This is a genomic window from Arthrobacter sp. 05N425 (assembly GCF_056397125.1).
The window spans coordinates 1-24802 of the sequence record NZ_JBFTMU010000015.1 but is presented as its reverse complement, the minus strand read 5'-3'; the positions used below and the strand labels follow the sequence as shown (position 1 = coordinate 24802).

The 24802-nt window shown below is 68.9% G+C and carries 27 protein-coding genes; 9 read left to right on the top strand and 18 right to left on the bottom strand.

Going from position 1 to position 24802, the window contains the following annotated elements; all coding sequences use genetic code 11:
- Window positions 1-2: 2 nt before the first annotated feature.
- Complete coding sequence (locus AC1DGE_RS15295; protein WP_476917746.1) at window positions 3-1055, bottom strand: FUSC family protein; 1053 nt, start codon at window positions 1053-1055, stop codon at window positions 3-5.
- A gap of 210 nt (window positions 1056-1265) precedes the next feature.
- On the opposite strand from AC1DGE_RS15295, the gene mscL reads away from it, so the two are divergent.
- Complete coding sequence (mscL, locus tag AC1DGE_RS15290; RefSeq protein ID WP_476917732.1) at window positions 1266-1793, top strand: large conductance mechanosensitive channel protein MscL; 528 nt, start codon at window positions 1266-1268, stop codon at window positions 1791-1793.
- A 107-nt stretch (window positions 1794-1900) separates the two neighbouring features.
- Here mscL and AC1DGE_RS15285 read toward each other — a convergent pair whose 3' ends face one another.
- On the bottom strand, window positions 1901-2860 hold the full coding sequence (locus AC1DGE_RS15285) for a diacylglycerol/lipid kinase family protein (protein WP_476917731.1): 960 nt from the start codon (window positions 2858-2860) through the stop codon (window positions 1901-1903).
- Between the two features lie 212 nt (window positions 2861-3072).
- Between AC1DGE_RS15285 and AC1DGE_RS15280 the strand changes: the two genes are divergently transcribed.
- Together AC1DGE_RS15280 and AC1DGE_RS15275 are read left to right on the top strand one after the other, a co-directional pair.
- The gene (locus AC1DGE_RS15280; protein ID WP_476917730.1) at window positions 3073-3306 is read left to right on the top strand and encodes a hypothetical protein; all 234 of its coding nucleotides are present in this window, start codon (window positions 3073-3075) and stop codon (window positions 3304-3306) included.
- Between the two features lie 295 nt (window positions 3307-3601).
- Window positions 3602-4045, top strand: coding sequence for a hypothetical protein (locus AC1DGE_RS15275; RefSeq protein WP_476917729.1), 444 nt, complete (start codon window positions 3602-3604; stop codon window positions 4043-4045).
- 22 nt (window positions 4046-4067) lie between these two features.
- On the opposite strand, the gene AC1DGE_RS15270 is transcribed toward AC1DGE_RS15275, so the two are convergent.
- From AC1DGE_RS15270 to AC1DGE_RS15215, 12 genes are all read right to left on the bottom strand, one after another.
- Window positions 4068-4886 (bottom strand): IclR family transcriptional regulator domain-containing protein, encoded by an 819-nt coding sequence (locus tag AC1DGE_RS15270; RefSeq protein WP_476909673.1) that lies wholly within the window; start codon window positions 4884-4886, stop codon window positions 4068-4070.
- Window positions 4887-4991: 105 nt separating this feature from the next.
- Window positions 4992-5666 (bottom strand): 3-oxoacid CoA-transferase subunit B, encoded by a 675-nt coding sequence (locus tag AC1DGE_RS15265; protein WP_476917728.1) that lies wholly within the window; start codon window positions 5664-5666, stop codon window positions 4992-4994.
- Window positions 5666-6325 (bottom strand): 3-oxoacid CoA-transferase subunit A, encoded by a 660-nt coding sequence (locus AC1DGE_RS15260; RefSeq protein ID WP_175323478.1) that lies wholly within the window; start codon window positions 6323-6325, stop codon window positions 5666-5668. Before AC1DGE_RS15260 ends, AC1DGE_RS15265 begins: the two co-directional genes overlap by 1 nt.
- 4 nt (window positions 6326-6329) lie before the next feature.
- Complete coding sequence (locus AC1DGE_RS15255) at window positions 6330-7541, bottom strand: thiolase family protein (protein WP_476917727.1); 1212 nt, start codon at window positions 7539-7541, stop codon at window positions 6330-6332.
- 82 nt (window positions 7542-7623) lie between these two features.
- Window positions 7624-8085: a 4-carboxymuconolactone decarboxylase gene (gene pcaC / locus AC1DGE_RS15250; RefSeq protein WP_476909675.1), complete on the bottom strand. Its 462-nt coding sequence runs from the start codon at window positions 8083-8085 to the stop codon at window positions 7624-7626.
- Window positions 8082-8900 (bottom strand): alpha/beta fold hydrolase, encoded by an 819-nt coding sequence (locus AC1DGE_RS15245; protein ID WP_441419201.1) that lies wholly within the window; start codon window positions 8898-8900, stop codon window positions 8082-8084. The genes pcaC and AC1DGE_RS15245 overlap by 4 nt, the downstream gene beginning before the upstream one ends.
- The gene (locus AC1DGE_RS15240; protein ID WP_441419200.1) at window positions 8893-10377 is read right to left on the bottom strand and encodes a lyase family protein; all 1485 of its coding nucleotides are present in this window, start codon (window positions 10375-10377) and stop codon (window positions 8893-8895) included. The genes AC1DGE_RS15245 and AC1DGE_RS15240 overlap by 8 nt, the downstream gene beginning before the upstream one ends.
- A complete protein-coding gene (gene pcaG, locus AC1DGE_RS15235; RefSeq protein WP_441419199.1) occupies window positions 10374-10985 on the bottom strand; it encodes a protocatechuate 3,4-dioxygenase subunit alpha in 612 nt (203 codons plus the stop codon). The genes AC1DGE_RS15240 and pcaG overlap by 4 nt, the downstream gene beginning before the upstream one ends.
- Complete coding sequence (pcaH, locus tag AC1DGE_RS15230) at window positions 10978-11886, bottom strand: protocatechuate 3,4-dioxygenase subunit beta (protein WP_441419198.1); 909 nt, start codon at window positions 11884-11886, stop codon at window positions 10978-10980. The genes pcaG and pcaH overlap by 8 nt, the downstream gene beginning before the upstream one ends.
- A gap of 45 nt (window positions 11887-11931) precedes the next feature.
- Complete coding sequence (locus AC1DGE_RS15225; protein ID WP_441419197.1) at window positions 11932-13902, bottom strand: sugar phosphate isomerase/epimerase and 4-hydroxyphenylpyruvate domain-containing protein; 1971 nt, start codon at window positions 13900-13902, stop codon at window positions 11932-11934.
- Complete coding sequence (locus tag AC1DGE_RS15220) at window positions 13902-14783, bottom strand: shikimate dehydrogenase (RefSeq protein WP_441419196.1); 882 nt, start codon at window positions 14781-14783, stop codon at window positions 13902-13904. The genes AC1DGE_RS15225 and AC1DGE_RS15220 overlap by 1 nt, the downstream gene beginning before the upstream one ends.
- A 126-nt stretch (window positions 14784-14909) precedes the next feature.
- The gene (locus tag AC1DGE_RS15215; RefSeq protein ID WP_441419195.1) at window positions 14910-15752 is read right to left on the bottom strand and encodes an IclR family transcriptional regulator; all 843 of its coding nucleotides are present in this window, start codon (window positions 15750-15752) and stop codon (window positions 14910-14912) included.
- A 226-nt stretch (window positions 15753-15978) separates the two neighbouring features.
- On the opposite strand from AC1DGE_RS15215, the gene AC1DGE_RS15210 reads away from it, so the two are divergent.
- Entirely contained in the window at window positions 15979-17298 is a 1320-nt protein-coding gene (locus tag AC1DGE_RS15210) for an MFS transporter (protein ID WP_441419194.1), read from the top strand.
- A gap of 159 nt (window positions 17299-17457) precedes the next feature.
- On the opposite strand, the gene AC1DGE_RS15205 is transcribed toward AC1DGE_RS15210, so the two are convergent.
- A complete protein-coding gene (locus AC1DGE_RS15205; RefSeq protein ID WP_476893378.1) occupies window positions 17458-18534 on the bottom strand; it encodes an ATP-dependent DNA ligase in 1077 nt (358 codons plus the stop codon).
- A gap of 270 nt (window positions 18535-18804) precedes the next feature.
- Between AC1DGE_RS15205 and AC1DGE_RS15200 the strand changes: the two genes are divergently transcribed.
- Complete coding sequence (locus tag AC1DGE_RS15200) at window positions 18805-19041, top strand: hypothetical protein (protein WP_441419192.1); 237 nt, start codon at window positions 18805-18807, stop codon at window positions 19039-19041.
- Between the two features lie 4 nt (window positions 19042-19045).
- On the opposite strand, the gene AC1DGE_RS15195 is transcribed toward AC1DGE_RS15200, so the two are convergent.
- From AC1DGE_RS15195 to AC1DGE_RS15185, 3 genes are read right to left on the bottom strand one after another with little or no spacing between them, the layout of a single operon-like run.
- Window positions 19046-19333 carry a MoaD/ThiS family protein gene (locus tag AC1DGE_RS15195; RefSeq protein WP_441419191.1) on the bottom strand — a complete coding sequence of 96 codons (288 nt, stop codon included), beginning with the start codon at window positions 19331-19333 and terminating at the stop codon, window positions 19046-19048.
- An 8-nt stretch (window positions 19334-19341) separates the two neighbouring features.
- Entirely contained in the window at window positions 19342-20475 is a 1134-nt protein-coding gene (locus AC1DGE_RS15190) for a WD40/YVTN/BNR-like repeat-containing protein (RefSeq protein WP_476917726.1), read from the bottom strand.
- Between the two features lie 50 nt (window positions 20476-20525).
- Entirely contained in the window at window positions 20526-20726 is a 201-nt protein-coding gene (locus AC1DGE_RS15185) for a hypothetical protein (RefSeq protein ID WP_441419189.1), read from the bottom strand.
- Window positions 20727-20828: 102 nt separating this feature from the next.
- Here AC1DGE_RS15185 and AC1DGE_RS15180 point away from each other — a divergent pair, with 102 nt between their 5' ends.
- The 4 genes from AC1DGE_RS15180 to AC1DGE_RS15165 all read left to right on the top strand — a co-directional run bounded on the left by AC1DGE_RS15180 (window position 20829) and on the right by AC1DGE_RS15165 (window position 24569).
- Window positions 20829-21338 carry a universal stress protein gene (locus AC1DGE_RS15180; protein WP_476917725.1) on the top strand — a complete coding sequence of 170 codons (510 nt, stop codon included), beginning with the start codon at window positions 20829-20831 and terminating at the stop codon, window positions 21336-21338.
- Between the two features lie 234 nt (window positions 21339-21572).
- Complete coding sequence (locus tag AC1DGE_RS15175; protein ID WP_476909681.1) at window positions 21573-21920, top strand: metal-sensitive transcriptional regulator; 348 nt, start codon at window positions 21573-21575, stop codon at window positions 21918-21920.
- A gap of 73 nt (window positions 21921-21993) precedes the next feature.
- Window positions 21994-22224, top strand: coding sequence for a heavy-metal-associated domain-containing protein (locus tag AC1DGE_RS15170; RefSeq protein WP_175323461.1), 231 nt, complete (start codon window positions 21994-21996; stop codon window positions 22222-22224).
- Window positions 22225-22361: 137 nt separating this feature from the next.
- Window positions 22362-24569 (top strand): heavy metal translocating P-type ATPase, encoded by a 2208-nt coding sequence (locus AC1DGE_RS15165; RefSeq protein WP_476917745.1) that lies wholly within the window; start codon window positions 22362-22364, stop codon window positions 24567-24569.
- Window positions 24570-24802 lie beyond the last annotated feature (233 nt).

Genomic DNA, 24802 nt, shown 5'->3' with positions numbered 1-24802 from the left:
GATCAGTCTTCCATTGAACGGTGGCCGGCGGCCACCCGGCGCCAGAGGGCCGGCGCCAGCACGACGGCGACGCCGACGGCGGCTCCGATGACCGTCTCCAGGAACCGGTCGCGCAGCAGGGTCCCCGCGGGCACCGGCGCCACCAGCAGGGTCGAGATCAGCGCCAGCGGGGTGACGAAGACCTGGGCCAGCATGTACTGGCGGGCGATGAACATCTCGGCGCCGAACTGGCAGGCGGCAATCACCAGCACGGTCTGCCAGGGGGCCGGCTGCAGCAGCAGGATGGCGGCCAGCAGCACCAGCCCGAGCGCGGTGCCGATGATGCGCTGAACGCCGCGGCTGACGCGGTGACGCGTGCTGTGCCCCACGAGCGGCACGACGGCGGCCACCATGGCCCAGTAGTTGTGGCCGAAGCCGAGCCATTCGCCGGCCAGGGTCGCGAGGGTGCCGGCCAGGCCGGCCGCCACGAGGTAGCCCACGGCTTCGAGCTTGGCAACGCGGCGCTCCGCTGTGGTCAGCCGGACCGGCCGGGGCCACGACCACGGCTTCCGGCGGCTCGGGGCGACCCGGGCGGACAAGCCGATCACGAGCGAGAGCGCGACGGTCAGGACGGCCACCAGCATGCCCTGCCAGAGCGGTGGCTGGCTGGGGATGGAGGCGATGGCAGCGAAGGCGAAAATGTGGAAAAGCGATCCTGCCGGGCGGAGCCGCCACCAGGCGACGATCAGGGAGCAGCCGCCGGCCACCACTGTGGTCGCGAGGACCTGCAGCCAGACGGTGCCCGACGGCGTGAGCGCCAACGCCGCCCCGGCGCGGGCCGCCAAGGCGCCGAGCAGGATCACCGCGAGCATGAGGGTGCCGGCGCGCAACTGCAGCACGAAGCGGCGGCCGTGGGGCTCGTTCCGGCCGTAGATCCCGGCGAAGGCCCCAAAGGAGGCGAAGATGGCCAGATCCAGCCGGCCCAGCAGCACGAGGGTGATCAGCGGGACGAAGACGCCGACGGCGCAACGGACCGCGGCCTGGTGGTCCTTGTTGGCTGGAGCCATGGTGAACATCTCGCCGAACAATGTCGCGGGTTTCACAGGTGGAATGGGTCTTCCTTTGCAGTCGGTTGAGAACGACGGCGGCACTGGCATCCAGCTGAATCGTACGCCGGCAACCGCGGCCGGCAGGCTTCGAATTCCATTCAACGGAACAAGCGGGGGATCGGCATGGTGGTAGCGTCTATCGGTTGAACCACCCACACGGCATCTTCCGGAGGACCCATGCTCAAAGGATTCAAGGACTTCATCCTGCGCGGCAACGTGATCGAACTGTCCATCGCCGTCGTCGTCGGTACGGCGTTCACCGCCCTGGTCACGGCGTTCACCACGAACATCGTGAACCCGATCATCGCGGCAGCCGGCGGCGTCGAAACCCAGGGGCTCGGTTTTTACGTCTGGCCCGGAAATGCGAAGACCTTCGTCAATATCGGTGCCGTCCTCACGGCATTCGTGACTTTCCTCATCACCGCGGCGGTGGTGTACTTCATCTTTGTGGCTCCGATGAACCGGATCAACAGGATGGTCAAGCACCGGCTGGCCGCCGCGGAGCCGGAGGAGAACCCGGTCCCGGCCGACACCGCACTGCTGGCGGAGATCCGCGACCTGCTGGCCGGGCTGGCCGGCACCGGCGGGACCGCCGGGCATCCCGACGCCGACGGCGGGACCGCCGGGCATCCCGACCGCGGCGAAGACACATCCGGGCTCCCCGGCGGTCGCACGGTCGAGCTCTCGGGGAAACACGGCCGCTAATTCGGGCGGCCGCACCGGCCGGCCGAACCCGCCGAGGCCTTCACCCAACGGCCTGGCACGGCCCGGATACTACCTGGCGGTAGCTCCGGGTCCCGGGCCCGGAACGGTTAGGCCGCCTTCGTCATCCGGATGGTCAGCGCCTCGTGCTCCACCGCGACCTTGAGGTGCTTGGCCTTGCCAATGTGGTCGCCGTCGAGCTGGAATTCCTGCTCATGGTCGAGGGTGATTTCCGCGGATTTGCCGGCGAAATACTCGACCGACTTGTTCTTGGCGTTCTTACGGCCGAACATGCCGGCGAGCACGCTGAACCAGCCGAGCTTGCCTTTCGGGGCCAGAACCACGACGTCGAGAATGTTGTCATCGATTTTGGCGTCGGGGAATACTTCCACTCCTCCCGTGATCTGGCCGCAGTTTCCCACCATCACGCTGCGGATCCGGCGCCGGACCGGGTGCTGCCCGTCGATGCTGATCTGCGCCTTCACCGGCTTGCCGGGCAGGTGCCGGATGCCGGCCTCGACGTAGGCGAGCCAGCCCACCCGGTCCTTGAGTTCGTCCACGGTGTTCGCCATGATCGCCGCGTCGTAGCCAAGGCCGGCCATGACCAGGAAAAGCTGTTCGTCCCGGGCGTGGTCCAGGCTTGCCTTCACCACGTCGACCTTGATGTCTGAGCCGTTCAGGATGTCGTAGCTGGCGGCCACCGGGTCAGTGATGTCGACGCCGATATTGCGGGCCAGCAGGTTGCCGGTGCCCATCGGGACCAGGCCCATCGGCGTGCCTGTGCCGGCGAGGACCTCGGCCACGCAGCGGACTGTTCCGTCACCTCCGGCGGCAATCACGACGTCGACCCCCGCTTCGAGCGCTTCACGCGCCTGGCCCAGTCCGGTGTCCTCGGCCGTGGTTTCGAGCCAGAGGGGCTCCTTCCAGCCCTGCGTCTCGCAGAGCCGGTAGAACGCAGCCTTGAAATCCTCGCCGGAGGACTTCATGGGGTTGATGATCACGGCGGCGCGCTTGGCCTGCACGGAACTGTCCTGGGCGGCATTGTCTTGGGCGGCATTGGTCTGGGGCATGGCGTCCTTCGGGCATGTGGCGGGATAGGCCCCGCAAGGAAATCTTATCGGGGTGGGGCGGCATAACTTGCGCGCCATGGCAGCGAATCATGGACGCGCTGTCCGGCGGGTCACTACACTGGCCATGTTTAGGAACTGAAGCGTGCCGGCCTGGCCGGATGCCGTCCCGGAACCGCCGGGGTGGCCGCGTTCCAGGCGCGGAAGGCGGCCACATGACCGAACCAGAGGAAAACTACTCAGCCGAAGCCGAGGCCTCGAGCAGGGATCCGCACGACTGGGGCCGGGCGATGGCGCTGGCCCTGACCCGGCTGGCGGAGCAACTTGCCCCGGAAGACAGCGAAGACATGCACGCCAGCCTCGTGGACCGGCCGCTGCACCTCAGAATCCGTGACGACGCGGCGGGGGTCACGATCACGGTGTCGACGGCGGCGGAGTCCGCCGGCTGACGCCCGGGCGGAAATAAAGCCGCTCAAATCATCAATTCCCTCCCTTTGTGTGCCAGACTAAGCGGGATTTACCGGCATACAGTGGGCCGGGACACTCATCTCATTTGGGGGAATGATGACAGAGCGCGCAAATTCTGACGCCAGAAAAGAATCCGAATCCTTCGGCAGGGCCGAGCCGTCTTACAGTCAGCGCTGGCCGGACGGGGCCCCTTGGCCGGATTCCTCCGAACGCCGGCAGGCGCAGCTGCCACCGCTGCCCCTTCCCCGGATCCGGACGGAGTCCCTGGAACACTCGGTGCGGGGCGCAGTCTTTGCCCTGGCCGTGATCCCGGTCGGCGTCGGACTGTGGCTGATCCTGTGGAAGCTTGGCTGGATGGCCTCGATTGTGGCCTTCGTGACGGCGGCCGGCGCCGCCCGGCTGTATGTCGCCGGCAGCACCGTGGGCAGCGGCGGCACCATGACGAGGCGCGGCGCATGGGTTGTCGTGGCCGTGACAGTGGCGACGGTGCTGCTCTCGTTCCTCGGCACCATTTGGCTGGATCTGGCCGACTACCTTGGAGGCTCACCGCTGGCACTGCTGGTCGAACCGCAGGCCTGGGACCTGCTGGGCTACAATCTCGCCAACAACACGGACCTGGTCGAGGGCCTAAAGGGCGAGTTCCTGATGGCGCTGTTGTTCAGCGCCCTGGGTTGCTTCTTCACGCTGCGGCAACTGTTCGCCCAGTCCCGCCGAAGCTAGGACCAGTCAGCGTCCGGCAGCGTCAGCGTCCGGCGGAGAGGTCCGCGGAGATGAGCTCCGCGGTGGCGACGGCGGCCTCGCGCACCGAATCCAAATACGCCTCCGGGTCCGGCTGCGCCGCAACGGCCTGCGCCTGCAGGGAGACGTTAATGGCGGCGACCACCTTGTCCGGCCCGTCGTAGATCGGCGCCGCCAGGGACATCAGCCCGAGCTCCAGTTCCTGGTTCAGCAGGCACCAGCCCTGGGCCCGGACGGTAGCCAGCTCCGCCAGCAGTTCTTCGCGGGTGCCGATGGCGCGCGGGGTGAGCGGCCGGATCCGGGCCGCGTCCAGGTAGTCCTGGAGCTCCGCGGGCGGCAGGGCGGCCAGCAGGACCCGGCCCATGGAGGTGGCGTAGGCCGGAAAGCGGGTTCCCACGGTAATGCCGACGGTCATGATCCGCCGCGTCGCCACCCGGGCAATGTAGGCGATGTCCGTCCCGTCCAGCACGGCGGCCGACGTCGACTCCCCGAGCTTCAGGGACAGCTCCTCCAGGTGCGGCTGGGCGATTTGCGGCAGCGACAGCCCGGAGAGGTAGGCGTAACCGAGCTGCAGCACCTTGGCGGTCAGCGCGAACGCCTTGCCGTCGGTCCGGACGTAGCCGAGCTCGACGAGCGTGTGCAGGAAACGCCGCGCAGTGGCACGGGTGAGGTCGGTCCGGGCCGCGACCTCGGTCAGGGTCATCAGCGGGTGCTCCGCGTCGAAGGACCGGATCACCGCCAGTCCCCTCGCCAGCGACTGCACGTACTGGTCGCTGGCTGCGGGCGCCCCGTCGGCACGGGTGGCCTTTGCTGCCTCAGTCATTTCACGCCTCTCGATCACGCATCACTTTATACGCGCGAACGTACACTTGAGGCCCCGAAACGGCTCTCCGGCCGGGGCCCCAAGCGTTCGTTCGCACGTGGGTGGTCAGGCTGAGGCGGCGGCGGCGAGCGGCACCGGCACGAGCGCTTGGAGTTCCTCGAGGGTGCAGCCGAAGGTCTCCCGGACCTGGACGCCGTCGGGGCCGGTCAGGAAGACGGCTTTGTCGGTGTAGACCCGCGTGACGCAGCCGATCCCGGTCAGCGGGTAGCTGCAGGACTCCACCAGCTTGGACACACCCTCGCGGGTCAGCAGCGTCATCATCACGAAGACGTCCTTGGCTCCGGTCGCCAAGTCCATGGCGCCGCCGACGGCGGGAATTGCGTCCGGTGCGCCGGTGTGCCAGTTGGCGAGGTCACCGGTTGCGGAGACCTGGAAGGCGCCCAGCACACAGATGTCCAGGTGGCCGCCGCGCATGATCGCGAAGGAGTCGGCGTGGTGGAAGTAGGAGGCGCCGGGCAGTTCGGTCACGGGGATCTTGCCCGCGTTGATGAGGTCGCCGTCGACCTGGTCGCCGGTGGCTTCCGGGCCCATGCCGAGCATGCCGTTCTCGGTGTGGAGCGTGATGTTCTGCTCCGGTTCGAGATAGTTGGACACCAGCGTGGGCTGGCCGATGCCGAGGTTCACGAAGGAGCCGGGGCTGATGTCCCGGGCCACCAGGCGGGCGAGGTCGTCGCGGCCCAGCGGCTTGTCGGACGTCTGGATACTCGTCGCGCTGCTCATCAGGCCACCTTCACGATGCTGTTGACGTAAATACCGGGGGTCACGATGACCTCCGGGTCCAGGCCGCCCGTCGGGACGATCTCGGAGACCTGGACGATGCTGTGTTTGGCCGCGGCGGCCATGATCGGGCCGAAGTTGCGGGCCGTCTTGCGGTAGACGAGGTTGCCCTTGCCGTCGGCCGTGAGCGCCTTGATGAGCGCGACGTCGGCGTGGATGGGGGTCTCGAACACTTGCCATTTTCCGTCCAGGAAGCGGGTTTCCTTGCCCTCGGCCAGCATGGTGCCGTAGCCCGTGGGGGTGAAGAAGCCGCCGATCCCGGCGCCGGCGGCGCGGATCCGTTCGGCGAGGTTGCCCTGCGGCACGAGTTCGAGTTCAATCTCCCCGGCCCGGAACTTGGCGTCGAAGTGCCAGGAGTCGGACTGACGCGGGAAGGAGCAGATCATCTTCTTCACCCGCCCCTCCTTGATCAGCAGCGCAAGGCCCTGGTCGCCCTGGCCGGCATTGTTGTTGACCACTGTGAGGTCCGTGGCCCCGCAGTCCATCAGGGCGTCAATGAGTTCGAACGGCTGCCCGGCGTTGCCGAAACCGCCGATCATCACGGTGGAACCGTCCTGGATCCCGGCGACGGCCTCGCCGACGGTATCTACGAAGTTGAGCATTCCCTTAGGCCTTTCCTGTGTTGGTTCCGGCAACGGTCATGTTTTCGAGGACGACGGCGAGGCCCTGGCCGACGCCGATGCAGATCGCGGCGACGCCCCAGCGTTCGCTGGAGGCCTGCAGGGACCGGGCCAGGGTGCCGAGGATGCGTCCGCCGGAGGCGCCGAGCGGGTGGCCCATCGCGATCGCCCCGCCGTGCCGGTTCACGATTGCGGGGTCGATGCCCCAGGCGTTGATGCAGGCCAGGGACTGCGCGGCGAACGCCTCGTTGAGCTCGACGGCGCCGACCTGGTCCCAGCCGATCCCGGCCTTGGCGAGAGCCTTGTTCGCGGCCTCCACCGGGGCGTAGCCGAAGAACTGCGGATCGTTCGCATGCACGCCGCGCCCGGCGATCCGGGCCAGCGGCTCCAGGCCCAGGAGCTCGGCGGCGTCCTCGGACCCGAGCCACGCCGCGGAGGCGCCGTCCGAAAGCGGCGACGCGTTCCCGGCCGTCACCGTCCCGGCCTCACTCCGGAACACGGTCTTGAGCGAGGCGAGCTTCTCCGCCGAGGATCCGGGCCGGATGCCCTCGTCCCGGACCAGGTCCGTGCCCGGGACCGCGGTGACGAGCCGGTCGTAGAAACCCTCGTTCCAGGCCGCGGCGGCCAGGTTGTGCGAGGCCGCCGCGAACTCATCCTGCGCCTCGCGGGTGATCCCGTATTTCTCGGCCAGCCGTTCGGTCGCCTCGCCCAGCGAGATGGTCCAGTCCGGGCGCATGTCCTTGTTCACCAGCCGCCAGCCCAGCGTGGTGGAGACCAGGGTCAGATCCCCGGCCGGGTAGGGCTTCTCGGTCTTCGGCAGCACCCACGGCGCCCGCGACATCGATTCGACCCCGCCGACCAGCATCAGCTCCGCGTCCCCGGTGTTGATCTGCCGGGACGCGATGATCGCCGCATCCAGCGAGGAACCGCACAGCCGGTTGACCGTGGTCCCCGGGACCGAGACCGGCAACCCGGCCAGCAGGGTGCCCATCCGGGCCACGTTGCGGTTCTCCTCGCCGGCGCCGTTCGCGTTGCCGAACACCACCTCGTCGATCCGCGCTGCGTCCAGGCCCGGGGCGCGCCTGACCGCCTCGCCGATCACGTGCGCGGCCAGATCATCCGGGCGCACGCCGGCAAGTCCGCCGCCGAACTTGCCGAACGGGGTCCGCACGGCGTCGTAAACAAAAGCCTGAATCATGATTTCCTCTGAATTCTCGGTGGGGCCCAAGTAGCTGGCAGTTGTTGTCGTTTTCAGCCCTCAAAACGACAACTATTGCGAGCTAGTTGGGTGGGGTGGCCTCGTCCATGGAGTGGAAGACCTGCTGCGCGGTCTTGAAGGCGGTGTTGGCGGAGGGAACGCCGCAGTAGATGGCGGTCTGCAGCAGGATTTCCTTGATCTCGTCCCTGCTCAGGCCGTTGGTGATGGCGGCACGGATGTGCATCGCGAGTTCTTCCCAGTGGCCGTGGGCCACCATCGCGGTGATGGTGACGGCGGAGCGCATCTGGCGGCTGATCCCGGGCCGGGTCCAGATCCCGCCCCAGGCGATCCGGGTGATCATGTCCTGGAAGTCCTCGGTGAAGGAATCCTTGTTGGCGTTGGCCCGGTCCACGTGGGCCGCGCCGAGCACCTCGCGGCGGACCTTCATGCCGCCGTCGTAGATCTCCTGGCTGGTGGCGTCCGGCTGCACGACGCCGTTCCGTTCCGGGCCGGCCTGCGGGCCGCCGGGCCGGGGGCCGGTCACTTTGCGGCTCCGCGGGATTCGGTCCAGCTGATCAGGCTGCGCAGCAGTTCGGCCACGTGCCCCGGGGCCTCGAAGGGTGCCAGGTGGGATACGCCCTCCAGCGTCGCGGCGCTGGCCGTGCCCCCGCCGGCGGTGATGCCGGCGGCGATCTCCTCGGCGAACGAGGGCGGGGCGACGGTGTCCTCGGCGCCGGCCAGGGCCTGGGTGGGGACCCGGATGCTGCCGAGTTCGTCCCGCACGTCGAAGCCGGCCAGGGCCTCGCAGCAGAAGGCGTAGCTGAACCGGTCCGCGTCCCGCAGGGTGTGCAGCAGTCGGCTGCTGAGCTCGGGCTGACGCTCCATGAAGCCCTGCGCGAACCAGCGCTGGGCGGAGCCCTCGATCATCACTCCGGTGCCCTGGTTGCGGACGGTTTCGGCCCGTTCCAGCCAGCCTTCCGGGGTGCCGATCTTCGCGCCGCTGCACTGCACGGACAGGCTCTTGAGCCGTTCGCCGTGCCTGATGCCCAGCTGCAGGCCAGTGGCCCCGCCGAGGGAGACTCCGGCGTAGTGGAACCGCGCGCCGGGCGCGATCGAGTCGACCAGTTCGATGACGGCGTCGGCCAGTTCGGCGACGGAAAAGGATTCGGCGGCGGCCGGGGAGACGCCGTGGCCGGGCAGGTCCCAGGCGACGACGTCGACGTCGTTGCCTAGCAGTGCGCCGGCCTGGCTCCAGAGCAGCGTGGAGGTGCCCAGCGACGGGCCCACCACGAGGAGGGGCTTATCGCCGAGCTCGCGCACGGGCGAGAGCAGTACGGCCTTGACGGTTGGTCTAGCCACGGTGGGCTCCGTTCTCTTCGGTCGCTTGGTTCGGTTCGATATGAGGGGGCAGGGCCGCCGCGAAGTCGGGCCACGCCGCGAGGATGCGTCGTGAGATTTCGGCGGCCTGGCCGAGGTAGTTGGCCGGGTCCAGCAACTCCTCAAGCCGCTCGTCGGAGAGCAGTTCGGCCGGGACGGCCGCGCGGAGCAGCTTGCGGTAGGTGCTTGGCTGTTCGGCCGCCGGCGCCTGCAGGGTCTGGTCCACCACGTCCTGGAGCCGTCGTGGGCCGTCCGCGCCCAGCAGCGGGCCGACGGCGGCAGTCACCGCCTCGGAGAGCAGCAGCGGGCCGGACAGGTCCAGGTTCCGGCGCATCGCCGACGGGAAGACCTGCAGGCCCTCGGCCAGTTCGCGGAGCTGTCCGGCGGCGCCCAGGCCCAGCCGGAGCAGGGAACGCAGCGCGGGCCACTCGCTGTGCCAGGCGCCGTCGGCACGTTCGTCGTTGAAATTGGCCGCCGCGAGGTGCAGCTGCGCCGCCAGCGCCGGTGCCTGCAGCGCGGCGCTGCGGACCAGCACGGACAGCACCGGGTTTTGCTTTTGTGGCATGGCCGAGGAGCCTCCCCGGCCCGCGGCCCGCGGTTCGGCGAGTTCGGCCACCTCCGGGCGGCTCAGGAAGAGCACGTCGGCGGCGATTTTGCCAGCGGCGTCCGTCACGGCTGCCAGGGCGTCGCCGAGCGCGGTGACCGCGAGCCGGTTGGTGTGCCAGGGCGCCGGGGCAGCGGCCAGTCCCAGCCGGGCGGCCAGGCGGTCGGCCAGGTCGAGCGGCGCGAGGGCCGAGCCTTCGGTCAGCACGGTGCCGGCCGCCAGGGTTCCGGCGGCTCCCCCGGTCTGCACCGGCAGCTCCAGTGCCTCGAGCCGGCGCGCGGCAGCGGCGAGCCCGTGGAACCACTGCGCGGCTTTGAGCCCGAAGCTGAACGGCAGCGAGTGCTGGGTCAGGCTCCGGCCCACGCACAGCGTCTGCTGGTGCCGCTCCGCGAGGGCGGCGAGGGCCGCCGTCGTGCGTTTGACGTCGGTGAGCAGTTCCCCAACGGTTCCGGCTGCCAGCAGCATCAGGGCGGAGTCGAGCACGTCCTGGCTGGTCAGCGAGGTGTGCACGGCGCGTCCGGCGCCGATGCCGGCCGTGTCGAGGGCCGTGACCTGCTTGCGGAGGTCGGCAAGCAGCGGGATCACCGGATTGGCGCCGCCCTGGGCTCGGACGGCGATTGAAGCGATGTCGTAGCGTCCGACGTCGGCGGCCTCCGCCACGAGGGCGGCGGACCCGGCCGGGGCCAGGGACGCTTCCTCGAGGACCGCGGCCCAGCCGGCTTCGACCCGGAGGATGGCGGCGAGCACCGCGCGGTCCCCGGTCAGCGCCGCCACCCGGGGCGACGCCGACACGGGGCTTAGCAGGCCGAAATCGCCGTCCCGGCCGGCAGCTGCGTCACCGTTGGGAATCGTCACTGCGAAGCGTCCTGAACGCCGGCATCCTCGATGCTACTGGCTTCAGCGCCGTCGCCTTCAAAATCGAGGAACACCGTCTCGCCCTCGCCCTGCAGCCGGATGTCCCAGCTGAGGCCGCCGTCGGGATCGCGCCGGGCGATCAGGGTGCGGCGGCGTGCCGGCTCCAGGGCGGACAGCAGCGGGTCGGCGGCGAGGGCCTCCTCGTTCTCCGGCAGGTAGACGCGGGTGAAGAGCCGGTTCATCAGGCCGCGGGCGAACACGACCACGGAGATGAACGGTGCGGCGCCGGGCGCGGTGGGGCCCGGGTTGACGGTGGTGAAGGTGAAGACGCCGGTGTTGCCGACGGCACTGCGGCCGAAGCCGGTGAAGGTGTAGCCGTCACGGACCAGGGAGCCGGTGCGCTGCGGGACCTGGCCCTCGGCGTCGGCCTGCCAGATCTCCAGGATGGCGTCCGGGACCGGATGGCCGGCGCCGTCGAACACGGTGCCCTGCAGGCGGATCGAGCCGGCGGACCCGGGGGCCAGCAGCTCCCGGTCCTTCGCGTAGGGCAGTGCGTAGCCGTAGAACGGGCCCACCGTCTGGCCGGGTGTGGGGGTCAATTTACTCATGGTCGTCTCCTTCTGCGCCCAGCGCCTCGTTCTCGGTCCAGGTCCGCTTCGAACCGGTCAGGACAATGTCCCAGTTGTAGGCCAGCGCCCACTCCGGCTTGGTCTGATCATGGTTGTAGCTGGCGACCAGGCGGTCCCGCGCGTCCTGGTCCACGATCGACTGGTAGATCGGGTCCAGGGCGAAGAGCGGGTCGCCGGGGAAGTACATCTGCGTGACGATCCGCTGCGTGAACTCCTGGCCGAAGAGGGAGAAGTGGATGTGGGCCGGCCGCCAGGCGTTCAGGTGGTTCTTCCACGGGTAAGCGCCGGGCTTGATCGTGGTGAAGCTGTAGGACCCGTCCGCGCCCGTGATGCAGCGGCCGACGCCGGTGAAGTTCGGGTCGAGCGGGGCCGGGTGCTGGTCGCGCTTGTGGATGTAGCGGCCCGAGGAGTTGGCCTGCCAGATTTCCACCAGCTGGCCCGCCACCGGCCGGCCGTCGCCGTCGAGCACCCGGCCGGAGACGATGATCCGCTCGCCCATCGGTTCGCCGTTGTGCTGGATGGTGAGGTCGGATTCGAGGGCGTGCACGTCCATGTGTCCGAAGGCCGGCGAGTACAGCTCAATGGTCTCGGGGTCCGCGTGCTGCAGGCTCTTGGTCGGGTGCCGGAGGATGCTGCTGCGGTACGGGGGGTAGTCCAGCCGCGGCTGGGTTTCCGCCGCGGCGCCGTTGAGGCGGGCCTGCGCGTAGGCGTCGCCCAGTGCCTTCATCTCGTCGCTGAGGATCTGCTGCGATTCCGCGGCAGTGTCCAGGGCCGGAACAGCCTGCGCGGCGGCCTGCGGTGTAGCCTCGGGTGCTGCGTCGGACACGTCTTCGGTGATCGGGTCCGCGTTGAAAATTTCGAGGTTGATTTCTTCAGGCACAGCAGCCTCCTTTCGTTGGGGTGGGTCGAACCTGGCCGGGAGCGGTCAGGCGGTGAGTTTGAGCTGGTGCAGATGGTCGTACTGCACGGCATGCCGGACCGGGGCGTTGGGGGCCCCGTAGCCGTCGTAGGAGCCGCGGCGTTCCACCATTTCGAAGAACACGCTGCCGACGGTCGCGGTGTAGAAGTGCAGGAATTCGCCGTCGGCGTCACGGTCGTAGAGCAGGTTCAGCTCGCGGAGGGTGGCGAGGAACCCCGGATCCAGGTCGAAACGCGCGTCCAGGTCCTCGTAGTAGTTCGCCGGGATGCGCAGGAAGTCCAGGCCGCGGCCGCGGGCGGCCCGGGCCGCGGCCACAAGGTCATCCACCGCGAACGCGATGTGTTCCTGGTAGGTCCGGCGCTGGATTCCGGTGGGTGCGCCGCCGGCTGCGTCCTGGCCGCCCTCCTGCTGGTGCAGCGGGGCCAGGTTCAGCACCAGCCGCACTCCGCGGTCCCGGGTGGTCATCACCTGGGAGCGGACCAGCCCGGTGGGACTGGCCACTTCGGCGTACGGCTGCGGCTCGAGGGCCAGGGCGCTGGTGTAGAAGAGCACGGCCTCGTCGAAGTGCTGCCACGGCTGGGCGAGGTTGACGTGGTCGATCACGGCCTGCGGCCCCGCAGCCCTGCCTGCGGCTGCGCCGGCAGCGCCGTCTCCAGTGCCGTTTCCAGTTCCGGCGGGCGTGCCGAACTCGTTGACCCAGGCGGCGGTCCCGTCCGGACTGCCCTGGCACAGGAAGATTTCGGTGGAGTCCGGGGCGGCGAAGCCCTGGAAGATTTCCTCGTTCGCCTGGCTCTTGCGCGGCACTGCGGGGGCCTTGAGCTGCTGCGCCCTGGCGGCGGCGATCACGGGTGAGTCGACGTCGAAGCCGACCGCGGCAATGGCGGTCTCCGCCGCGGCGGGGGCTTCCTCGTTGATGATCACGCGCGCGTGGCCCATGGTCCACAATTGCACATTCTTGGTCCGGTGCCGGCCGTTGAACGCGAAGCCGAGCTGGCCCAGCAGGGTCTCCAGGGCGGCGGTGTCGGCGGCCCGCACCTCGGCGAAGTTGAAGCCCGCCGGTTCGGCCACCTGCGGCAGCGTGGCCAGTTCCATCGGATGACGACGGCGGCCGGCGGTCCCGGCGGCCGTTTCGGCCGCCTCTGGCGCCGAGGGGTGCGCCTCCAGCCACTGTGCGCTTTGTTCCTCGAGCCAGATCAGCGAACGCATGGCATCCACCGCAGTGCGCTCGACGTCGGACTGCCGGAAGACGTCGTTGAACACCTCCAGCGAGACCGGGCCGGAGTAGCCGGCACGGACCACATGGCCCATGAACTTGGCGAGCTCGAACTGCCCCTCGCCCGGGAAGACCCGGTAGTGCCGGCTCCAGGACAGCACGTCCATGGACAGCTTCGGGGCGTCCGCCACCTGGACGAAGAAAATCTTCTCGGGGTTGAACCGCTCGATCGGGGCCGTGTCCCAGTCCCGGGACAGGATGTGGAACGAGTCGAGGCAGGTGCCCAGGTTCGGGTGGTCCACCAGTTCCACGAGGCGGTGGGCGTGCTCGTAGTCGTTGACGTATTTGCCCCATGCCAGGGCCTCGTAGGCGACCTTCACACCGTGCTCGCCGGCGAGCGAGGCGAGCCGGGACAGCTGCCCGGCGCGGAGCTCGTCGTCGTCGATGCTGGCGGTGGCCACGTTGGAGCAGACCAGGATGGTGTCCATGCCCAGCCGGGACATCAGCCGGAACTTGGCCTCCGCCCGGCGCAGGTTGGCGGCGAGCAGCTCCTCCGGCACGCTGTCGAAGTCGCGGAACGGCTGGTACAGGTCGAGGCCGAGGCCCAGGTCCGCGGCCATCGATCGGATCTCCTCCGGGCTCAGCGAGGACGTCACGAGGTCCTGCTCGAAGATCTCGATCCCGTCGAACCCGGCGACGGCGCAGGCGTGCATCTTCTCCTTCAGGGTGCCGGAGAGGCAGACGGTGGCGATTCCGGTGCGCATCAGGCGGCCACCTCCTCGGCAGCCACGAGCTCCAGGAAGTGGGCCCGCATCCGGTCCGCGTCCGCTTCGAGGCCGGTGAAAATCCGGAACGCGTCGGCTGCCTGGCCCACGGCCATCCGGCCGCCGTCGAGCACCTCGCAGCCCTTGGCGCGGGCTTCGCGGACCAGTTCGGTCTCGATCGGCCGGTAGACGATGTCCGCGACCCAGTGCCGGGGTTCCAGCAGGGACATGTCCAGCGGGACACCGGGGTGGGCGGCCATGCCCACCGGGGTGCAGTGCACCAGCCCGTCGGCGAGCGGCATGAGCCCGGGAAGCTCCGCCGTCGTCCGGGCCGTGACCTGGCTGTGCGGGAAGAACCCGGCCAGTTCGGCCGCCCGGTCCGCGCAGCGGGCCGCGTCGGTGTCCACGAGGTCCAGCCGCCGGACCCCGGCAGTCAACAGTGCGTAGGCGACAGCGGACCCGGCGCCGCCGGCGCCGAGCTGCACGACGCGGTCCAGCTTCGCCCCGGGCAGGCCGGAGGCGAGGGCGGAGGCAAAGCCGGAGAAATCGGTGTTGTGGCCGATGAAGCGGCCGTCGCGGATGGTCACGGTGTTGACGGCACCGAGGCGCCGGGCGTCCGGCGAGATCTCGTCGAGGTGTTCCAGCACCAACTGCTTGCACGGGTGGGTGATGTTCAATCCGTTGAAGCCGAGCCGCTGGGCGCCGGTCAGGAGTTCCCCGACGGCCTGGCCGGGGAGGCCCAGTTCGGTGAGGTCAATGGGGCGGTAAAGATACCGGAGGCCCTGCACATCGCCTTCGCGTTCATGCATGGGGGGCGTGAGGGACGGCGTCACGCCATCGCCTACGAGGCCCACGAGGAAGGACTCTGCTCGATTGCTCATCCGTCTAGCTCCTTTGACAACGGCACTCGGCGGCCGCAATGTGGGCGGCAGGCCGGGTGGTAGGGATTACATTACCGCAAGTGTTCACATATTGCACTGATGTTCTTATTACGAACATATATTTCTTCACTGCTGGGGCAGCCGGGCAGAGAGCTCGGCCGCGGCGGATTGGAGCAGCGGCACGAGGGCCACAAGGGCCTCCATGCTCATCCGGAAGACGGGCACAGCGGTGGCCAGCGAGGCGAAGGCATGGCCTTGGGAGTTGAAGACCGGGACGGCGACGGCGCGCATGCCCAGCTCGTTTTCCTCGTCCATGGTGGCGTAGCCCCGCTTCCGGACCAGCTCGATTTCGGCCCGGAACGCATCCCGGTCCGTGATGGAGAGTTCCGTCAGGGGCTCCAGTTCGAGGTCCTGCACCAGACGGTCCCGGGTGGCATCGTCGGCAAACGCAACCAGCGCCTTGCCCACCGAGGTAGTGTGCAGCGCGCCGAGGTGGCCCGGATCGGAGGTGACGCGGAAGGTCTGCGGACCGTCGACCTTGTTGACGGTGAGGTGGTGGTTTCCGTCACGCACCGAAAGGATGGTGGCCTCGCCGGTCTCCTCGGTGACGCGCCGCAGGATGGGAAGCGCCGTGCCGGCGAAGCCATGGTGGTTGGATACCCGCTGGCCGAGCTGGAAGACGCGCAGGCCCAGATGATAGCGGCGGCCGTCCGGCTCGTAGTCCACAAAGCCGTCCCTGGTCAGCGAACCGAGCAGGCGGTACGTGGTGCTGAAGGGCAGTTCCGCCCGGCGCGAGAGCTCCGCGGCACTGGCTCCGCGGGGTTCATCGCCGAGCAGGACCAGCAGGCCCAGAGCCTTGCCCACCATATCGGTGCGCGAGTCCTCCCTGGCCGGGCGCGCAGGCTTCGCGGTCTCTTCATCGGGGGCCCCGGCAGCGAGGTCCGGCTCTGTGTCTTGATTCACACTCATGCATCGATGTTCTCACATAGTGAGAGCTATTGCTAGATCGTGATTATTTTTCTTGACAAGTGACCGCGCTCACAGCCATGCTTGCTACATCGCACAAGTAGCTCCCACCATGTGGCTACTAGTCCGGGTCTTTCCTCGGTCCACCGGCTGCCGCACACTTGAAGCCACCGGCCGGCAGGACCCTCCCGATCCATCCGCGACAACGTCGTCACATTAAAGGAACACCATGAGCCAGACACTCCCGTCTACGACGCCGGGCACTGCCGCACCGGCCGGGACGCCTAAGAAGGCGGCCCTCGCCAGCTTCCTGGGCAGCGCCGTCGAGTACTACGACTTCTTCATTTTCGGGTCCGCCGCCGCCCTGATTTTTCCGAAGGTCTTCTTCCCGGACGCGGACGCCAACGCCGCCATCATGTCCTTCGCGACCTTCGGCTTCGCCTATGTGGCCCGTCCCGTCGGCGCCGTCATCCTGGGCCACTTCGGTGACCGGGTGGGCCGCCGGAAGGTCCTGATGTTCACGCTGCTGCTGATGGGCGCCTCCACCTTTGTGATCGGCTGCCTGCCGGACTTCAAGACCGTCGGCTGGTGGGCCCCCGTGCTGTTGGTGATTGCCCGGCTCTGCCAGGGCCTCTCCGCCGCCGGTGAGCAGGCCGGCGCCTCCTCCATGACCCTGGAGCACGCACCGGACAACCGCCGTTCGTTCTTCACCTCCTGGACCCTGACCGGCACCCAGGGCGGCCAGATCCTTGCCGCCCTCGTCTTTATCCCCGTCCTTGCCCTGCCTGACGAGGTCAAGTACGGCATCGGCTGGCGCATCCCGTTCTGGCTCAGCGCCGTCGTCGTCGTGGTTGCTTTCTTCATCCGCCGCACCCTGCACGAGCCGCCGGCCTTCGAGGAGGCCCAGAAGAGCGCCCAGATTTCCAAGCTCCCGGTCGCCGACCTGCTGAAGCACCACTGGCGCGACGTGCTCCGCGTTGTCGCATGCGCCTTCATCGCCGCCGTCTCCACCGTGTTCGGTACCCTGGCCATCAGCTACGCGAAGAATGTCGCCAACGTGGACGGCACCGTCACGCTGTGGCTGGTCGTGGGCGCCAACCTCGTGGCACTCGGTACCCAGCCGCTCTTCGGCAAGCTGGCCGACCGGATCGGACGCAAGCCGGTCTTCATCTACGGCGCTCTCTCCAGCGCGCTGCTGACCCCGGTATTCCTGCTCAGCCTCGAATCCGGCAGCGTCCCGCTGATGTTCCTGGCCGCAATCGGCTTCTTCTCCTTCGGCTACGCGGCCTCCAACGCCGTCTGGCCGTCCTTCTACGCCGAAATGTTCAGCACCAGGGTCCGCTTCTCCGGCCTGGCGATCGGCACCCAGCTCGGCTTCCTGATGGCAGGCTTCGCCCCGGCAATCGTGGCGGCCATGGGCGGCATCAAGCCCGGTGGCTGGGTTCAGATCACCATCTTCACCGGGATCATCTGCGCCATCGCCGCCATCTCCGCGCTGACCGCCAAGGAAACCTTCAAGGTTCCCACCAAGGAGCTCGGCCTGCGCTAAGGCCCCCGACGGGCAAGGGCATCCGCGACGCTCCCGCCCAGTTCTTATTGGAAAAGCCCGGCGTGTTCGGTGAGCACGCCGGGCTTTTCCGCGTGTCGGCGGTGTTGCGGGCGGAAGAACCGGGCGGGAGCGTCGTGTGGACCGCCCGACGGCGGGAGTTCAGCCCTGGCCGGCGCCCAGCACGGCGGCCAGGTCGTAGCTGACCGGCTCCTCCAGCTGGGCGTAGGTGCAGGACCCCGGCTCCCGGTCCGGCCGCCAGCGGACGAACTGGGTGGTGTGCCGGAAACGCGCGCCCTCCATGTGGTCATACTTCACCTCCACCACCCGCTCCGGGCGCAGTGGCGTGAAGCCCAGGTCCTTGCCCCCGCTCCACCGGCTGCCCTCGGCGTTGCGCGGCGTCCGGGCCCCCTCCTCCTGCCTGGCCCACGCCCACGGGTGGTCGGCAAAATCGGTGACGAGTGGCTGGAGTTCCTCGAACAGCTCCTTGCGGCGCTGCATCGGGAACGCACCCACCACACCCACGTTGGCGAGCACGCCGTCGTCGTCGTAGAGCCCCAGCAGCAGCGAACCGATCCGGTCCGGGCCGGAGGTGTGCACCCGGTAACCGGCGAGGACACAGTCAGCGGTGCGTTCGTGCTTGACCTTGAACATGGTGCGCTTGTCCGGCTGGTAGCTGGAGTCAAGCGCCTTGGCCACGATCCCGTCCAGGCCGGCGCCTTCGAACTGCCGGAACCACGTCGCCGCGGTGTCCCGGTCCGCGGTGGCGGCGGTTAAGTGCACCGGCGCGGAGCTGTCCGCGAGCACCCGCTCGAGGGCCGCCCGGCGCTCCCCGAAGGGCCGGGCGGTGAGATCCTCGTCGTCGAGGGCCAGCAGGTCGAAGGCAACGAAACTTGCGGGGGTCTGGGCGGCGAGCAGCCGGACGCGGCTCGCCGCCGGGTGGATCCGCTGCTGGAGGGCATCGAAGTCCAGGCGGTCCCCCGCGGCGCCGACCAGGACGATCTCGCCGTCGAGAACGCAGCGCGGCGGGAGGTTTGCCTTGAGTGACTCCACGAGCTCCGGGAAGTACCGGGTCAGGGGTTTGCCGTTGCGGCTGCCGATCTCCACCTCGTCACCGTCGCGGAAGATGATGGAACGGAATCCGTCCCACTTGGGCTCAAAACTCATCGAACCCTCCGGCAGGGCGCTTACGGCTTTCGCCAGCATCGGCGCGATCGGGGGCATCAGCGGCAGTCGCATACGGCCCATTCTGTCCGGGCCGGCCGCCGACGTCGACCCCCGGGCGGCCAGCCGGGGGCTAGCGGCCGACCGGGGGCTAGCGGCCGACCGTCGTGCGGATTTCCACGACAGAGCCTGCGTGCCCCTGGGCCGGCGGCCCTGGCGCGGAAATCAGGACGGCCCGGAAAACTAACCCACCGCTTACCGGGCCGAAACGCAGCGGCAACAATGGCGCAGGACACTGGAAGTGCCGGCAAGAGCAGGCACCAGCTCCAGTCCAGGAGGCCCGCCATGTTGAAGGAAGCCAAAGCCCAGACCACCCGCATCCGCGCCCTCGACCAGTTGCACCGCGGCGACGAGATCGAGGCCCGCCTGCGCGTCGGCCCCAACTACGACGACGTCGTGATCCGCCGCGGCAGCGTGCAGGAAACGGCGCCGGGGATCGGCGTCGTCTGGATCCTGGACCGGCAATCGGGCACGCGCAAGGCGGTCAACGCCGACGAGTGCACCCTCTGGCGTGTGGCCTAACGAGCTAGCCGCCGGCGACGGACTGGATGATCAGGACCTCCTGGCCGGGCGCCACTTCCGTGCCGAGGCCCTGCAGCCGCCGGATTTCATTCCCGTTGACGTATATATTCACGTAGCGGCGGACGGCTCCGGTTTCGTCCCGCAGCCGCCGGGACAGGGCGGGGAAGTCCCCGGCCACAGTATCCAGCACCCATTGGACCGTTACGGCCCCGTCCGCGGGCGCAGTCAGGATGGACTGCCCGCCGGCCAGCGGTTGCAGGACGCTGGGAAGCAGCACACTGATCTCAGGCACAGTTAGCCTCAAGCGGAAGCCGCGGCAACGCGCGCCGCAGGCGCCGGGGCGCCGACAACAGCCGCGGCCCGCACGCACAGCACGTCGGGCAGGTGCGAGGCGACCTCGGTGAAGTGTTCGCCTTCGTCGGCGCTGGCGTAGACGCTGCCGCCGCGGGTCCCAAAGTAGACTCCGGCGGGTTCGGCGGCGTCGACGCAGGCCGCGTCGCGGAGCACGGAATTGAACTCTGCCCCGGGCAGGCCGGCATCCAGCCGCTTCCAGCTCCCGCCGGCGTCGTCGGTCCGGTGCACGGCAAGCTTTCCGCCGGGCGGGATCCGTTCGCCGTCGGCCTTCAGCGGGATGACCCAGGCTGTGCCCGCGCGGCGCGGGTGCGTCAGCATGACAAAGCCGAAGTCCGCCGGCAAGCCCTCGGCAATCGATTCCCAGTTCTCGGCGTCGTCATCGCTGCGGTAGACGCCGTGGTGGTTCTGCGCGTACAGGCGCCCGTCCACCGCGGCGTCGGCGGCAATCTTGTGGACGCACTGGCCGAATTCGGGGTTGGGATCGGGCATGAAGTAAGCCGAGATCCCCTTGTTCCGCGGCTCCCAGGACGTCCCGCCGTCGAGCGAGCGGTAGACACCGCCGGTGCTCATGGCGACGTGTACCTTCTCCCCGTCCGGGTTGACGACGATCGAATGTGCCGCCGCCCCGCCGTAGCCGGCCCCCCATTCACTGCGGTGCGGGTGGTCCCAGAGGCCGCGGTTGAGCTCGAAGTGTTCGCCGCCGTCGGTGGATTTCCAGACCGAGATCGGCTCGCACCCGGCCCAGACGACGCCGGGGCGCGACTCCGCGTCGGGGTGGATCTGCCAGACGCGCTCCAGCGCGGCGTCGGTGTCCTCGGGAAAGCGGATGGCTCCGTTTTCCGGCTCGTTCCAGGTTTCGCCAAGGTCGTCGGAGTGGAAGACGGTGGGACCCCAGTGTTCCGAGCGGACGCCGACGAGGATGCGGGTCCGGCCTTCGCGCGTGTCGATTCCGATGCTTGGGATCTCGCTCATCAGGAAATGCGGGCCGGAGAGGGACCAGTTTTGCCGGTCCGGGCTGCTGGCCAGCCAGAGCCCTTTCTTGGTGCCGATCGCCAGGACATAACTTTCTGCGGTAGCCATGCCCTACATGCAACCACCGCGGCCCGGCTGCCGCAATGGTTTTTCGGGGGTCAATCGACGAATTCAGACTGGGTTTCGACGAAGTCCCAGTCGGCGGCGCTCAGGACGCCGGTGGCCTTGTCCGGATGCGGGCCGCCGGCCTCGGCAATGCCCTGCAGCACCGGGAGCGGTAACTCCTCGGCCCGCAGGTTCCCGCGCAGCCATTCCTTGCTGGCAAGGTCCAGGTCCAGCCACCACATGAAGATTTCCACCGCTGCCGCCCTTCCCGTGTCCTCCAACCGTAGGCCCGGCGCCGGAGTCGATCAAGGGAGGAAGGCCCTAGCCGGGCCGGAAGAGCGGGGCAAGAATTGGGTATGCCCGCAGAGCGCATGAGCCCAGCACCTCTGGTTGTCGGCGTCCTCCCGGGCCAGCCCCCGGAGGTGCTTGAAACGGCGGTGACACTGGCGAGAAGCCTTTCCGCCCCGCTGGTCTGTGCCTACGTGGACGAGGCCAGCTACCTCGTGGAGTGGGATCCGGCCCGGTCCGCGCACCGGCTCTCGCTCCACCCGGAGGCCGACAATGCGGAGATCCGGGCAGCCATCGAGCGGCTGCGGTCCGAGATCGCCGCCGTCTGCGATGTCCCGGGGGTGGAATGGAACCTGCGGACCCTGGCCGGGGATCCCGCCCGGGCGCTCGGCCGGCTGGCGGCGGACGCCGGTGCGGCCATGATCATCGTCGGTACTCCCGAACCCGGACTCGGGCACCGGCTCACTGCTGCACTCAACGGATCGGTGGCCGCCTGGCTCAGCCATCATCAGGACCGCCCGGTCCTCATCGTCCCGGTGCGGTCCAGCGGGGCGGGCAGGCCCCGCCGCGGCTCCTGACCGGCCCGGGAAAATAAAGCGAAAGTAGTTATTCGAGGTGCTGGCGCATCGTCTCTACTGCCAAGTAAGGTTGTATTCGTAGGCGGGAAACCCCTACCCCATAGCTGCTCCGGAGTGCGTATCCCCCAATAACGCACTCCGGAGCTCTTTAATTTCCGGACAGAATTCCTCTTCCCGTCACGGTACCCCCGGAGGGTACTTGCCATATACCCCTGGGGGGTATAACTTGATGGGATGAACGAGTCCGACGCCTCCATCGTGGCGCCCCTGGAGGGCGCACCGCCCCAGCAGCACGGCTACACCGCCAACAAGGACGCCTACCTCAAGCGGCTCAAACGGATCGAGGGCCAGGTCCGCGGCATTGCCCGGATGGTCGATGAGGACAAGTACTGCATCGACATCCTGACCCAGGTCGCCGCCGTCACCAAGGCCCTGCACGCCGTCAGCCTCGGTCTGGTGGAAGAACACATCGGCCACTGCGTGGTCGGGGCGGCCGCGGAACCGGATCCGGAACTTCGCGCCGAAGCCATCGACTTCAAAGTGAAGGAGGCCACCGATGCCATCGGGCGCCTGCTGCGGTAGCGGCAACACCACTCACCACACCTCCCACAACACGACCGGACTGGTAAACCAGTCCCCCACCAAGGAGCAAGCCATGAGCACCGTTTCCACCACCGTCGAGGTATCCGGGATGACCTGCGGGCACTGCGTGTCCTCCGTCTCCGAAGAACTTGAAGCGCTGGCGGGCGTCGAAAGCGTCGATGTCGACCTCAACGCGGGCGGGATCTCCACCGTCACCATCACCTCCGACAAGGCACTCTCGCCCGCCGAAATCGGCGAAGCGGTCGCCGAGGCGGGCTACCTGGTGGTCGCGAACGAGGCCTGAGCCCGGCGCCGGGCGGCCTCCCGAAAGCGGGACCTGAGCAGGACTTCACCGAGCACGACCGAGGAGAACATACCGTGAGCAACGCGCAACTGCTGGACCAGTCCGGAAGCCGGGTGATTGAACTCGACATCGAGGGCATGACCTGCGCCTCCTGCGTCGGCCGGGTCGAGCGCAAGTTGGGAAAGCTCGACGGCGTGCAGGCTTCGGTTAACCTCCCGCTGGAGTCCGCCCGGGTCACCGTCCCGGCCAACATCTCAGACGAGCAGATCGCTGCGACAGTGAACGCCGCCGGTTACAAGGCCACAGTGCGGACCCTGCGGGAGCCTGCCTCCCCGGCCGAGGAGACTGCCGCAGGACCTGCGGCGACGCTGAAGCCCCGGCTGGTTGTCGCGGCCGCCCTCACCGTCCCGGTTTTCGTGCTCTCGATGCTCCCGGCCGTCCAGTTCCCGAACTGGGGCTGGGTTGCCGCCGCGCTGGCGTTGCCGGTGGTCAGCTGGGCGGCGTGGCCGTTCCACCGGGCCGCGGCAGTGAACGCCCGGCACCTGTCATCCACCATGGACACGCTGGTGTCGATCGGCGTATCGGCTGCCTATATCTTCTCGGCCTGGCAGCTCCTGGCCGATCCCCGCCTGACCGAGCACCCGGGCATGGAGGGCATGGGTTCGGCCGGCCTGTACTTCGAGGTCGCCTCGGTCGTCACGACCTTCCTGCTGCTCGGCCGCTATCTGGAGGCGAACGCCAAGCGCAAGGCCGGTGACGCGCTCAAGGCCCTGCTGGATCTGGGCGCCAAGGATGCCACCGTGCTCCGCGACGGCACCGAGTTCCCGGTGCCCGCGGACCGGCTCCGGGTCGGGGACGTCGTCGTGGTCCGCCCGGGCGAGAAGATCCCCACCGACGGCGTGGTCATCGAGGGCGCGTCCGCCGTTGACGCCTCCCTGGTGACGGGGGAATCGGTGCCGGTTGAAGTCGGTCCGGACAGCCCCGTCACGGGGGCCACCATCAACACCTCCGGCCGGATCCTGGTCCGCGCCACGCGGGTCGGCGCCGACACCACCCTGGCCCAGATGGGCCGGCTGGTCTCCCAGGCGCAGTCGGGGAAGGCCCCGATCGCCCGGCTCGCAGACCGCATCAGCGCCGTCTTCGTCCCCGTGGTCCTCGCCATCGCCGCGCTCACCTTCGGTGCGTGGCTGCTCTTGGCCGGGCCGGAGGTCAGCGACGCCGAGCTTCGCGCCGCCTTCACGGCGGCCGTCGCGGTGCTGGTGATCGCGTGCCCGTGCGCCCTGGGGCTCGCCACCCCGGTCGGCCTGCTCACTGGCACAGGCCGCGGCGCCCAGCTGGGCATCCTGATCAAGGGCCCGCAGGTGCTCGAGGACACCCGCACCGTGGACACCATCCTGCTGGACAAGACCGGCACCGTCACCACCGGGCACCTTGCCGTCGCCGGCACCAGCGCGTTCGCCCCGTTCAGCGAAAACGAGGTCCTGCGGCTCGCCGGCGCAGCGGAGGCCGCGTCCGAACACCCCGTCGCCCGGGCCATCGCGGCAGCGGCGCTCAGCGCGGAGCGTGGGCGCGGCGACGACGCGCGGCTGCCCGCCGTCGTCGGCTTCCATTCGGCCCCGGGCGGCGGTGTCCGCGGCAGCGTGGAAGGCCGCCTCGTTACGGTGGGCCGGTCCGGCTGGCTGCAGGGGAACGGCGTTGCGGTCTCTGGAGCGCAGCGCGAAGCCTTGTCCGCCGCCGAGCAGTCCGGGGCCACCGCCATCTGGGTGGCCGTCGACGGCGAACCGGCCGGCATCGTCAGCCTGCGCGACACGCTGAAGCCCGGCTCCGCTGCGGCAATCGCCCGGCTGCGGGAGCTGGGGCTGCGGCCCATCCTGCTGACCGGCGACAACGCCGCGGTGGCCGGCCAGGTGGCCGCCGCCGTCGGCATCCCGCCGGAGGACGTCTTCGCGGGGGTCCTGCCGGAGGGCAAGGTCGACGCCGTGCGGAGGCTGCAGGCCGGCGGCGCCACGGTGGCCATGGCCGGCGACGGCGTGAACGACGCAGCAGCGCTGGCCCAGGCGGATCTGGGCATCGCGATGGGCTCCGGCACCGACGTCGCCATCGAAGCCGCGGACCTGACCGTGATGGGCAACGATCTGGGGCAGGTCGCGCAGGCCATCGAGCTGTCCCGCCGGACCCTGGCCACGATCAAGACGAACCTGTTCTGGGCCTTCTTCTACAACGCCATCGGCATTCCGGTTGCTGCGCTGGGCCTGCTCAACCCAATGATCGCCGGCGCGGCGATGGCGGCCAGCTCCGTGCTGGTGGTGGCCAACTCGCTGCGGCTGCGCAGCTTCGGCAAGTAACCCGATGGGGAGTGCTGCCCATCGACAGTTTTTTGCGCGGCAGGGTAGGTTCGAGGCATTGGATCTTCCGGATCAGCCGGGGGCCGCTGGGGATGCCGAGAGTTTCGGGTCCGGTGAACTAAGGAGTTTTTTCGAATGGCTATTTGGGGTGCAGATGTTGCTCAGCTCAAGACTCTTGGGACGAAGCTGCAGGCCGGTTCTCAGGAGATCGACAACCAGAGGTCGATGCTGAC